Consider the following 11956-nt stretch of genomic DNA (forward strand, 5'->3'; position numbering starts at 1 on the left):
GTATTATAAAACGACATATAATCAATAGACAAGTAATTTAATTTTAGATAAGATGATTTATGAAAAAATTTATTATAATACTGTTTTTAATAACACTACAATTTGCAAATGCAAAAGATGATACGATTCTGTTTTTAGGAGACTCACTAACTGAAGGTCTAGGAGTTACTAAAGATGAGGCTTTCCCAAAACTAGTTAAGATCTTAATTCAAAAAGAACTTAAAAAAGATATTTCTATTATAAATGCAGGAGTAAGTGGTTCAACAACCAGTGATGGTCTTGATAGACTTAAATGGTATTTGAAAAAGAAACCATCTATTGTTTTTTTAGCACTTGGTACTAATGATGGACTAAGAGGGTTAGATCTAAAACAAAGTCAAAAAAATCTTGAAGAAATCATAAAATATGCCCAAGAATCAGGTGCAAAAGTTTTACTTGCAGGTATGTTAATACCACCTAATTATGGCCCTGAATACTCTGAAAATTTTAGAAAAATGTATGAAGAGATAAAAGATAAATACAAGCTAAAAAGTATGCCTTTTTTATTGGATCAAGTTGCAGGAAATAAAAACTTAAATCAAAGTGATGGGATACATCCAAATGAACAAGGGCATAAGACTATCGCTAAAAATGTTTTTGAATTTATAAAGGAAGATCTGTAATGTTAAAATTAGAATCACTTAAAAAATCTTATGAGCAAGGTTCACAAAAAGTTGATATATTTGAAAATTTAAATTTTCATGTTGAAGTTGGACAAAGAGTTGCTATCATGGGAAAATCAGGAAGTGGTAAATCTACGCTTCTTTCACTAATTTCAGGAATAATAAAACCAGATAGTGGAGATATTATCTTAAACTCTACTTCTTATAAAAATTTAAAAGAGAGTGAATTAAATGATTTTAGAGCTACAAATATAGGTTTTGTTTTTCAAAATTTTCATTTAGTTTCTTATTTAAATGCCTTAGAAAATGTAATGCTTCCTGCAAAAGTTTGTGGTATTTCAAATCCGAAAGAAAAAGCAATAGAACTTCTAAAAAGTGTTGGTCTTTCTCACAGACTTGACCATTTACCATCACAATTAAGTGGTGGAGAAAAACAACGTGTTGCAATTGCTAGGGCTTTAATACATAATCCTAAAATAATCTTAGCAGATGAACCAAGTGGAAACTTAGATGAAGAAACAGGAATTGCTGTTATGGATAAGCTTTTTGAGCTTATTGAACAAAATAATACTACTTTAATTTTAGTAACTCACTCAAAAGATGTTGCAAATCGTTGTGAAAAAACCTATGAATTAATACATGGAAACTTAGCTTTATGTTAGTATTTGAATTAGTTTTTAAAGCCCTTTCTCGATCAAAATCTTTTTCTTTGATATTCATATTAAACTTTACACTTGCCATTGCAGCTCTTTCTTATTTACAATTTTTTAAAAGCAGTATTGATACTTCTTTAGAAACAAAAGCAAAAAGTTTGTTAGGAGCTGATTTAGTTATATCTTCTAGATTTCCAATTAGTTCTGAACAAATAGAAGAGCTTAAAAACAAACTTCCTTCAATTAAAAGCTTTAATCAAGGTATCTCAACTGTTTCTATGATAGCTTCAGATAAAAGAGCTAGATTGATGGAGCTTGTAAAAGTAGATATTGGTTTTCCGTATTATGGTGGATTAGTTTTTTCTGATAAATCTACTTATCCACAAGGTATAGAAATACCAAAGGCAAACGAAATTTGGGTTTATCAAGAAGTTTTAGATTTACTTGATTTAAAACTTGGTGAGCAAGTAAAAATTGGTAAAGAAAATTTTATTATCAAAAAAGTTATAGAATCAGATTCATTAAAAGCTGTAAGTTTTAGTGGATTTATGCCAAAAATATATATTAGTCAAGAAGGATTAGAAAAAACAGAGCTTTTACAGTTTGGCTCAACGGCAAGATATAAATTAAACTATCTTTTTGAAGAGAATTTTTCCAATGACAAATTAGAAGAGATTGAAAATAATTTGGAAAAAGATATTGATCAGAATCTAAGGGCACTATCTCCAAATGATGGTAAAGATAGATTATTAAGTGTTCTAAATTTTATTACAAACTTCTTGTCTTTAGTTTCACTTGTTTCATTCTTTTTAGGACTTGTTGGGCTTATTTATTTATATTCAGGATTTTTGAGAAAACATCAAAATGATATAACAATTTTAAGTGATATAGGGCTAAGTAAAAGAAAGTTAACTCTTGTATATCTTTTACATTTATTTGTATTAATCATAATTTCAAGTGTAATAGTTTTTTCTCTAATATCAATTTCAGCTCAATTTTTAGGTCCAATCATACAAAAACTTGTTGATTTTGAATTTGATTTTTCACTTGATTATTATTTCTTTTTAAAATCTTCATTAATACTTTTATTACTAAGTTTAAGTATTGGTCTACCTTTGATTTTACCAATGTTACAAAGACAAAGAAGTAGTTTTTTCAAAATAATACTGAGTTTTGTACCATTTTTAGCACTTTTATTACTATTATCAAACTTTGTTACACCTTCTAAAAATATAGGATTTTACTTTGCTATTGCAGTATTAGGCTTAATCATTTTATTTTTTACAATTGGATCTTTTTTATTAAAGAAATTTGATTTTTCAGGGCATTTAGAGAACTTATCTTTATCTTTGGCTATAAAGAATATCACTAGACAAAATAGAACTTCCCTTACTTTATTTACAGCAATTCTTTTATGTACAACATTTTTTAGTCTTATTCCTCAAGTTGGTTCTTCTTTATCAAGTGCTTTAACATCAAGCGTAGAAGAAAGACCTCGTTTTTTTGTTATTGATGCAAAAGAAGAACAGCTAAAAGATCTTGAAGAACAAGTTAATAAAGAAGGTGCAAAATTAGAAAATATTTCACCAATGATTAGAGGACAAGTTATTAAAATCAATGATATTGATTTTACAAAACACTCTGTACTAAATGGTGATGAAAAACTAAAAAATGATAAAAATGAACTAAAAAATAGTACTGTTAATTTATCATATAGAAGTAAACTAAAGCAAAGTGAAGAGATTATTGAAGGTGTTGAGTTTTCTGGTGTATATGACTCAAAAGACTTCTCAAAGCCAATAGAACTTAGTGTTGAAAAAAACTATGCAAGTAGAAGAGGTATTAAACTAGGTGACCACATTGTGTTTGATGTTTTAGGCTTAGAAATAGAAACAAAAGTTGTAAATATCAGAACTGTAAAATGGACAGAATTTGTACCAAACTTCTTTTTTATCTTACAAGAAGGTGCAATTAATGATGCTCCTAAAACTATATTAGCAACAATTTCATCAGGCGATTATGATGCCCAACAAATGCTTATAAAATTATCAGATTTATTCCCTTCATTAACTGTTATTGATGTAAAAAATTTATTTGAAACCTTTGCTGATCTTGTAAAAAATGTTACTAAAATAACTGATAATATGAGTATTTATTCTATTATTATTGGACTTCTTATGAGTTTTATTATTATTCAGTATCAAATGAATTTACAAAAAAACAATATTTTAAGACTAAAAATGATTGGAGTAAAAAACAAAACCATAAAAAACTCTTTTTTAATAGAATTTGGTTTAATTTCTTTTAGTGCTAGTAGCTTAGGAATTGTTTTTGGAAGTATTGCTTCTTATTATATAAGCGCCCTACTTTTTGAATCATATTGGGATTTTAGACCTGATATTCTAATAATATATTTTTTATTTATACCTATTTTAACAATCTTGATTGTAAGCTTTTTTACATCAAAAATGATTCATCAAAAAGAGAATATTCTTTTTGGTGAATAGTTTTAAAAGAGTGTAGATTTCTAAATTTATGCTCTTTGAAGAACTGGCCAAGTTCCAAAAGCTTGTTTTTCAAGTTGCATATTACCATTTTCATCTTTATATATATTTATCCATGCTTGCCAGTTCTTTTCATCTATATCAGGATAATCTAATCTATAATGACTACATCTACTCTCTTTTCTCATAAGTGAAGCTTCTAGTTTCATTTGAGCGCTTATAATCATATTCTTTGTTTCATGGGCAAGTCTTAATTCATGCATATCAGAAGCTATTAGTAAAGGCATATTTTGATCTCTTAATTCTTCAATATAAGCTAAAGCACCTTTTAATAAGCTCTCTTTTTTGATATATAAAACAAAATTAGGAATCATAATTCCTTGAAGTGTTTGTGTCACCCAAGCTGGAGAAAAACCTGCTTCTCTTTTAAGAGGTGCTAGTATTTCTGCTTTTATTGCTTCTACTTTTTGTGTTGAAATATCTTTAAGTTCAATCTCTTTTGAATAATTTGCAGCAGCTTCACCTGCAATTGCTCCTTGAACAGCAGAACCTGCAAGTGAAGAACCTATTTGTGTATAAATTCCACCTGACATATAAGAACCAAGGGCATCGCCTGCTGCGTATAATCCTTTTATTGTAGATTCACATTTATCATTTATTGGAACTAATCCTTCTGATTTATGAATAGCTAATCCAGCACTTGAACCACCAACCGCTGCACCTTGTGGCATTCCAGGACCTGAACCTTCTTTTTCATCTCTTGGAGGTCTTCCTCTTTCTTTATCATTTTCTCTTCTTTGAGGTGGACCACTTCTTTTAAATTCTTCTGGTGTATATGGTCCACCCATAGCTACATTTGAGCTTTTATCACTTGGAGGTCCCATTTGAACAGGTCCTCCTTTTACATATGCTATATAGTTTAAATCTACACCTAAATCATGGTGAATATCTACACTTGTAGTTTCAGGTTTTTTTTCAAACATTCCATGCCAGTTATCAAAACTTGCAGTTGCATTTTTTTCACTTCCTGGATGTCCATCATTCCACTCTTTTCCTGTAACTTTAGCTCCAATTTCATAGGCCATTATAGTTCCATCATGGGTTAAATCTGCTATAGGAAAACCATTTGGTTTAAATCCACCTGCTCCTGTACATAACACAACTGTTTTTGCTTTGAAAATAATTACTTTTTCTTCATCTACACTAAAACCAGCAGCTCCTATTATATGGCCATTTTCTTCAATCAAGTTTGTAATCATAACACGTTCTATTAAAGGAATATTACGCTCATTCATAGGTTTTGAAAAAGATACATTGTATAAGGGTGAATCAAAAAAGCCCCATTGTCTTAACTCTTTAACTCTTGCATAAGAATTTTCTACTAATTGTCTAGTAAAAATAGGATTATTTGTTCCTAGTGCTGACCTTGATACTTTTTCTATAAATTCATCTTTAGACAATTTTTCTTCAGATTCATCATAAGAAAATATACCTTTTGCAAAAGGTGTTTGACCAGAACTACCAAGTCTTCCTTTTGAAACCATCATTACTTTAGCACCTGCATCATGGGCTTTTACACTTGCAAATAATCCAGCCATTCCTGAACCTATAACTAATACATCTGTTTGATATTCTTTATTTAAAATATCTTGAATAGCAATTGTTGGTTCATTTTTAGCATAACCTTTTGAAAAGCCTAATCCTGCTAATGACATCATTGCAATTGCACTTGAAGATAATCCTAAAAACTTTCTTCTGCTAATTTTTTCATCATTTAATTCATTCATAAAACTTTTTCCTTTTTATAATTTTTAGAAAAATATAATTTTCCTAATTGATAAACAGATATACAAACTAATAAAAATATAAAAAGAATCATAATTTCGTTCATATGCCGTCCTAAATCAATAACATGCCAAAGTGCTGTACTTATAAAAACTACAGATAACACAATATGCAACAATCGCCATTTACTATAAGTCATATTTAACTTATCTTTATAAAATGATGTTAGAAGTAAAGCTATCATTACACACCATGCAATTAAACCAAAGATTATTCCTAAGCTTTTAAAATCTGTAATCATAAGCCAAAAAGCGTAAATTGGATCAACACCTGCTTAAAAAAATCTTGGAAGCACAATCAAAAAAGGATGAATAAAAAATATAGCAATAACTAAATATCCAATAATTTTATGAAGTTTTATGATTTTAACCATCTTATAGATTTTTATAAATACTTTATTTGATCTATTTAAATAAAACTGCCCAAGAAGGAAAAAAAATCCTACAATCACAAGTACAGAAGTTGATTCTTTCAAAAGTGTTCTTGGTGGAAGTGTTTGTAAAGATAGAATAAACAAAGGAATGATTACAAAAATAAATAAAGATATTAATATGTATTTTAATTTAATATTATTTTCCATAATCATCCCCACGATACAACAACAGGTATAGATTTATAAGGTGTTATTGTAATAGCATCAACAGGACAATACATTCTGCATAAATGACAGATTTGACAGTCTTCTACGTATTTTATAAATGCTTTTTTAGTTTTAGAATCTAATCTAATTACATCAGTTGGGCAAGCTTTTATACACTCTTCACAACCAATGCAACCATTTATTTGTTCAATTGCCATAACTAACTTCTATTTTCTCTCAGGAGCGTTTTTATCAGGTCCACCTTCTGGCATACAAGCAATATATTTTTCATCTGGAGTATGCATACATTTTCCACTTAATGATCCTCTTGGAGTTTCCATTGTACAAATAGATTCTACATCTTGTCCAACACAAACTTCTATTGCTTCTTTTGGTGGTTCTCTTTTTTCTGATGCCGCATAAATTACTGTACTTAGTGAAGCAAGTAGTAAAGTTAAAGTAAAAGTTTTTTTCATAATTAATCCTAATATTATTTTATATATTAGAATTATAAAAAGCAAGGTTTAATATGTTTTAAATAAAAAGTAAATGAAAGTAAATAGTTAAAAGAAGGTGATAGAACTTATAAATTTATTTTAAAGATATTTGCATTTTCTAGATGTTCATACTTTAATTGCATATTATGAATGTTTAAAATTTCAGATACAATATAAAGACCAAGCCCCATTCCATGGTTTTTATTACTTGTATCATTATGGTATGGTTTAAAATACTCTTCTAATGGTTTTTGAAGTTTATCGCCATTTGAGATTATTAGTATTTCATTATCTTTTTGTATTATTTTTACTTTTTTGTCACTTGAATATTTAACACCATTATCAAGTAAGTTTTTAAGAGCAAGTGCAAATAAATCTAAATCTACTTTTATTAAAATATTTGAAATATTTTCAATTTCTATTTTCTTTTGTGGATTCTCTAACATCATCATATCAATTGATTTTTCTAAGATTTTATCTATTGAAATAGGAAATTTATTTATTTTATAGTTTTTAGAAACGATTTGTTCTATATTTGAAAAATCATTTATTAAAAAATTCAATTTATCAAATATACTTATCATTCTATCTTTTTGTTTATTATCATCTATTAATTCACTTACAATTCTTCCTTTTGCAATAGGCGTTTTCAGCTCGTGCATTACAGTTCTTAAAAAAAGTTGTCTTGAATTTAGTAACAAAGCTATTTTTTTAACAGCCGTATCAAACTCATTTGCTACATCTGCTATTTCATCTTTTTTATCACTCTTACAATCAATTTCTAAATTTCCATTGGAAAAACTTTGAATCTGATCTTTTAAATTTTTCAAAGGTCTAAGTGATTGAATAATCCATAAAAAACTTAATGTAAATATAATAAAAACTATTACTAAAATCCAAAATCCTAGATATTCAAAAGAATAAATTCTTGAGTCCTTAAATAATATTTTAAAATTTGGAGCAAGTATAAGTAAGTAGAAATTATCTTGATTTTTAACAATATTAAATCCAGGTCCAGCTCCTATATTAACAGCATTATCAATTATTTTTTTAGGGTTCATCTCTAATTCAAAATTTAGTTTATTTAAATAAGATTCTATTTCTTCTGGAGGTAATCTATTATCATGAATATATCTTGTAATTTCAATATAATTATCAATTACTTGTTTATTTAAAAAGTTCTTTTGATAAGAAAAATAAGAAAAAAAAAGTGCTAAAAACAAGGCTATTGATATTGTAAATACAAAAATTATTTTAGTGAATAATGAGTTGAAATTCATTGTGATATTTTATATCCTAAACCTCTAACAGAGTGAATATACTTTGGTTTCTTTGAATCATCCTCTAACTTAGCACGAAGTCGTCCTATAATAACATCTAAGCTTTTACTATAACTATCTGTTAAACTTTCGCACTCATTTACTATTTGATCCCTTGAAACAATTGTATTTTTGTTTTTTAATAAACAAATCATAACTTCATATTCAGCATGGGTTAAATTTAATTCATTTTTTTTAAAATAAATAGTTAATGAAGATTTATCATATTCAAATACGCTTTCTTCGTCTATTTTATTGGTTTTTTTTGATCTTCTTAAAAGACTTTGAATAACTGCATACATTTCTTTTGGATCATAAGGTTTTGGAAGATAATAATCAGCACCAATTTGAAGTCCCATAATTTTATCAGTTACATCACTTCTAGCACTTGAAATTATAATTGGAATATCATAACTTTTTGAAATCTTTTCACAAACTTCAAGTCCATCAATTCCTGGTAGAGTTAAATCTAAAATAAGTAAATCGTAATTTGAAATTCCAGCAGTCAATCCTAAATAAGGATCTTCATAATTAGTAATTTTAATATTATATTTATCCAGAAATTCACCCAAAAAGAGTGAAAATTCTGGATCATCTTCTATCATTAAGATATTTATCATAGGAGTGTTATAGATTAACCATAAAATGAAACTGATTTATAGTTACTATTATCACTTAATATTTCACTTAATGATGCTTTTAATAGTGCATTTGTTTCTGATTGAGAATATGTACTATCTTCACTTGAGTATTTATCTAATAAATTCATAACTTCTTCTTTACTACTATCATTTAAACTTAAAATTCTACTTGTATAATCCATAATATCTGAAGTTGAACTTGAAGTTGATGTTTCATCTTCTTCATCAGTACTTAATAAAGAATCTAACAATGAAGAAATAGAACTAACTTCTTCTTCACTTGGCGGTGGCGGTGGCATTCCGCTTTGAGCATCTGATCTACCTAAATCACCAACTTCTTTTGCATCAAAACCTAAATCTGACATGGCACTTTCTAACTCAGAAGATGGTTCAATCCTTGCTTCTTCGAAAGATGCAATAATACTTTGAGCATCAATAGCACTTAAATTACTTGAATCATAACTATTTAAAATAGAAGATATAGTTTCTAACTGAGCAGCAGTTAATGAACTTGAAGAACTAGTGCTACTTGTACTTTTTGCCAAATCAGCCATTATAGTTGAATTTGAAGAGATACTATTAATCATAAATAAATCCTTTTTCTTAATTTATCATTATCTTATATAAACAATTTAAATATAATTTAAATGTTAAGTAAATGAAAGTAAATCATAAATAATATTTCTTTTATTCTACTATATTAATGACCACAGTTGATTTCTCTGATTCTATCCAACTTATCAAATACAATCTCAATATTTTTTTCTACATTTTGAGTTATTGCAAATATTTGTTCATTATCAGAACTTTGCGCATATAAATCTATTGTATCTTGAATCATAGAATGAACTTTTTGGTGTGCATCTTTTAATATAATCCAATCATTTGATTTTGCAAAATCTTTATGTTCATTTTCATCAATCCATTTTCCTAAATTACACTCATGATGATTTGTCACTTTAAATGTATGATTTGCTTTACATTTAGAAAAATTTACATCTTTGAAGTTAATATGATCTGATTTTAATTTATTTATATCAATCATCAAACTTGGATCACAAACTCTTTTTTCTGCATCTTTATCAAAACTTGTTTGACTAACAGTTTTTTGTAATTGAGTAACTAAAGATGATGTACTTATAGCCATTTCACTAATTGTTGAAGCTAATGAAGCATTTTGTTGGGTGGCTCTATCTAAAGAATTAACAGTATCACTTATTTGTGACATTGCCATTTGTTGTTCTCTTGATGCACTTGCAACATCGTCAATTAAGCTAGCAGTTACAACGATATTTTCACTTAATTCATTAAAACCTTCAATCATTTTTGAAGTAATATCTTTTCCAGCTTTTGCTTTATTTGTAGCATTATGAACTAACTCTTTAATCTCTTTAGCAGCTTCAGAACTTCTTGAAGCAAGGTTTCTCACTTCTGCTGCTACAACTGCAAATCCACGTCCAGCTTCACCTGCTGTTGCTGCTTCTACCGCTGCATTTAAAGAAAGAATATTTGTTTGGAATGCAATTTGATCAATCACTGTGATTGCTTCATTAATAGCAATTACTTGACTATTAATTTCATCCATTGAAAGTGATGTTTCTTCTGCTAAGTTTTTACCAACTTCACTTGATTTAGTTAAAGTTTGAGCATATTTTGCCATTTTTAAGGCATTTTCACTACTTCTTGATACTGTTGCTGTTATTTCTTCAATAGCTGCTGCTGTTTCTTCAAGTGAAGCTGCTTGTGAATTAGATGAGTTACTTAATTCTTTTGATGCATTTTCTAACTCATTTGCGCTACTAAATAACTCTACATTTGATTTATCAATTAAACAAACTACTTCATTAATTGAAGATTGAGTTACTTTTACACCACTTAATAATGAAGCAAGTAATCCAGTTAAATTATCAATATGTGGAATTTTATAATCATATTTAGCATTTGATAAAGCTACTAAAGATTCACTTAATATTGAAAGATTATTTTCCATTCTTCCTATCATATTATTCACTTCAATAACTAAAGAGGCTACTCCTTTAGAGTGAGCTTTACCTTTTACTCTATCATTTAATAATCCGGCATTTACTTTTTCAATAATTTGTCTTGATTCATCAATTACTATTTGATCTTGAATAATACCTTTTTCAATAGAATCTAAGTAGTTATTAAAGCTATTTACAACATCCCCTATTTCATCATTTGAAGTTACTTTTATTTTTGTATTATCTGAAGAATCATTATTAGTAATAGTATCTATAGAATTTTTTAATTCAAGAATTGGAGTTAAAATATTTCTTTTCATATTAATTAATGAAAGAATCATACTAATAACTAAAGCAGCAATTAAAATAATCAAAGCAACCCAAATAATAGAAGATGTATGTTCAATAGTAATTTGAACTGCTTGTATAGGTTGAGCACTAAGTGCAATTCCTAGTTTTTTATTATTGAAGTCAAGTACATCAATATATGTATAAAAATACTTATCTGAGATATAGTAATCTTTTGCAAATAATTCTTTAAAATCTAAACTCTTCGTATCTTCTAAGAAATCTTTATTTATAAATTTTTGAGAAATAGTATAATTATTTAGTTTTAAAGTTTCATCAATTGCTTCAACGGCAACTGAATTATCCATTAATAATAAAAAAGCATCCCCATGTTTATCAAATTCTTTTGCAACTGAATTTACACCTTGCATAAATTCTAATGAACCTAGATGATTATTTTGATTATCAAAAATAGGTACTACTGATCTTATGCTAAGTCCAGCTTTACCTACTTCAAATGTATTTACAGCTTCTTTTGTACTATTTACTTTTACAACACTATCTCTAAATGCACTTAAATCATCGCCAAACTTATCTGTTTTCCAAGATCTTAAAAAAGAGTGTGAATTTTTTGTATGAATATGAACTTCAACATTACTAAATGGTGTTGATTTTTTCATATTTTCAGACAAAGTTGCCAAAGCATTTATAGCTAACTGTCTATTATTTGAAGATAGTGCTTCTTTTATTGAAGAATCATTTGAAATTGAAACTGCATTTGAAATACCAACATCTAGTTTTGCATTAATATTCAAAGTAGAAATTCGTTTTAATTCAGTCTTAACATCTGAATAAACCTCTTGCGTAAGTTTATTTTTGTAGTTATTTAAAATAAAATAACCGATTATCAACATAACAACTGCTACTAAGACTGTAACCGTTGTAAATTTCCTTGAGATACTCATACTTTTCATTATTTCCCCCA

The 11956-nt window shown here is 27.6% G+C and carries 12 protein-coding genes; 3 read left to right on the top strand and 9 right to left on the bottom strand.

What is annotated here, in order from left to right:
* Positions 1 to 59: 59 nt before the first annotated feature.
* The 3 genes from AACT_RS08175 to AACT_RS08185 are packed head-to-tail and all read left to right on the top strand — an operon-like array spanning position 60 to position 3822.
* Complete coding sequence (locus tag AACT_RS08175) at positions 60 to 662, top strand: arylesterase (protein ID WP_172126328.1); 603 nt, start codon at positions 60 to 62, stop codon at positions 660 to 662.
* Positions 662 to 1324, top strand: coding sequence for an ABC transporter ATP-binding protein (locus tag AACT_RS08180; protein WP_172126329.1), 663 nt, complete (start codon positions 662 to 664; stop codon positions 1322 to 1324). The genes AACT_RS08175 and AACT_RS08180 overlap by 1 nt, the downstream gene beginning before the upstream one ends.
* Entirely contained in the window at positions 1318 to 3822 is a 2505-nt protein-coding gene (locus AACT_RS08185) for an ABC transporter permease (protein ID WP_172126330.1), read from the top strand. Before AACT_RS08180 ends, AACT_RS08185 begins: the two co-directional genes overlap by 7 nt.
* A 26-nt stretch (positions 3823 to 3848) precedes the next feature.
* Here the strand turns inward: AACT_RS08185 and AACT_RS08190 are convergent, their stop codons facing one another.
* From AACT_RS08190 to AACT_RS08230, 9 genes are all read right to left on the bottom strand, one after another.
* Positions 3849 to 5606, bottom strand: a complete 1758-nt coding sequence (locus tag AACT_RS08190; RefSeq protein ID WP_172126331.1) for an FAD-dependent oxidoreductase — start codon at positions 5604 to 5606, stop codon at positions 3849 to 3851.
* Positions 5603 to 5905 (bottom strand): ferric reductase-like transmembrane domain-containing protein, encoded by a 303-nt coding sequence (locus AACT_RS08195; protein ID WP_172126332.1) that lies wholly within the window; start codon positions 5903 to 5905, stop codon positions 5603 to 5605. The genes AACT_RS08190 and AACT_RS08195 overlap by 4 nt, the downstream gene beginning before the upstream one ends.
* A gap of 33 nt (positions 5906 to 5938) precedes the next feature.
* Entirely contained in the window at positions 5939 to 6244 is a 306-nt protein-coding gene (locus AACT_RS08200) for a hypothetical protein (RefSeq protein WP_172126333.1), read from the bottom strand.
* A 2-nt stretch (positions 6245 to 6246) separates the two neighbouring features.
* Positions 6247 to 6462, bottom strand: coding sequence for a 4Fe-4S dicluster domain-containing protein (locus AACT_RS08205; RefSeq protein ID WP_172126334.1), 216 nt, complete (start codon positions 6460 to 6462; stop codon positions 6247 to 6249).
* Positions 6463 to 6471: 9 nt separating this feature from the next.
* On the bottom strand, positions 6472 to 6720 hold the full coding sequence (locus AACT_RS08210; protein ID WP_172126335.1) for a hypothetical protein: 249 nt from the start codon (positions 6718 to 6720) through the stop codon (positions 6472 to 6474).
* 107 nt (positions 6721 to 6827) lie between these two features.
* Positions 6828 to 8021, bottom strand: a complete 1194-nt coding sequence (locus tag AACT_RS08215) for an ArsS family sensor histidine kinase (protein WP_216658185.1) — start codon at positions 8019 to 8021, stop codon at positions 6828 to 6830.
* Complete coding sequence (locus AACT_RS08220) at positions 8018 to 8680, bottom strand: response regulator transcription factor (protein ID WP_172126336.1); 663 nt, start codon at positions 8678 to 8680, stop codon at positions 8018 to 8020. Before AACT_RS08220 ends, AACT_RS08215 begins: the two co-directional genes overlap by 4 nt.
* Before the next feature lie 14 nt (positions 8681 to 8694).
* Entirely contained in the window at positions 8695 to 9288 is a 594-nt protein-coding gene (locus tag AACT_RS08225) for a hypothetical protein (RefSeq protein WP_228720462.1), read from the bottom strand.
* Positions 9289 to 9401: 113 nt separating this feature from the next.
* A complete protein-coding gene (locus AACT_RS08230; RefSeq protein WP_172126337.1) occupies positions 9402 to 11945 on the bottom strand; it encodes a methyl-accepting chemotaxis protein in 2544 nt (847 codons plus the stop codon).
* Positions 11946 to 11956: the final 11 nt, after the last annotated feature.

Source organism: Arcobacter acticola (genome assembly GCF_013177675.1).
Lineage (GTDB): Bacteria > Campylobacterota > Campylobacteria > Campylobacterales > Arcobacteraceae > Aliarcobacter > Aliarcobacter acticola.

What these genes read in the sequence shown, in the direction of transcription:
- AACT_RS08225 (WP_228720462.1), bottom strand. Translation starts at nt 9,288, where the DNA reads ATGATTAATAGTATCTCTTCAAATTCAACTATAATGGCTGATTTGGCA.
- AACT_RS08175 (WP_172126328.1), top strand. Translation starts at nt 60, where the DNA reads ATGAAAAAATTTATTATAATACTGTTTTTAATAACACTACAATTTGCA.
- AACT_RS08200 (WP_172126333.1), bottom strand. Translation starts at nt 6,244, where the DNA reads ATGGAAAATAATATTAAATTAAAATACATATTAATATCTTTATTTATT.
- AACT_RS08230 (WP_172126337.1), bottom strand. Translation starts at nt 11,945, where the DNA reads ATGAAAAGTATGAGTATCTCAAGGAAATTTACAACGGTTACAGTCTTA.
- AACT_RS08215 (WP_216658185.1), bottom strand. Translation starts at nt 8,021, where the DNA reads ATGAATTTCAACTCATTATTCACTAAAATAATTTTTGTATTTACAATA.
- AACT_RS08185 (WP_172126330.1), top strand. Translation starts at nt 1,318, where the DNA reads ATGTTAGTATTTGAATTAGTTTTTAAAGCCCTTTCTCGATCAAAATCT.
- AACT_RS08205 (WP_172126334.1), bottom strand. Translation starts at nt 6,462, where the DNA reads ATGGCAATTGAACAAATAAATGGTTGCATTGGTTGTGAAGAGTGTATA.
- AACT_RS08195 (WP_172126332.1), bottom strand. Translation starts at nt 5,905, where the DNA reads ATGATTACAGATTTTAAAAGCTTAGGAATAATCTTTGGTTTAATTGCA.
- AACT_RS08180 (WP_172126329.1), top strand. Translation starts at nt 662, where the DNA reads ATGTTAAAATTAGAATCACTTAAAAAATCTTATGAGCAAGGTTCACAA.
- AACT_RS08190 (WP_172126331.1), bottom strand. Translation starts at nt 5,606, where the DNA reads ATGAATGAATTAAATGATGAAAAAATTAGCAGAAGAAAGTTTTTAGGA.
- AACT_RS08220 (WP_172126336.1), bottom strand. Translation starts at nt 8,680, where the DNA reads ATGATAAATATCTTAATGATAGAAGATGATCCAGAATTTTCACTCTTT.
- AACT_RS08210 (WP_172126335.1), bottom strand. Translation starts at nt 6,720, where the DNA reads ATGAAAAAAACTTTTACTTTAACTTTACTACTTGCTTCACTAAGTACA.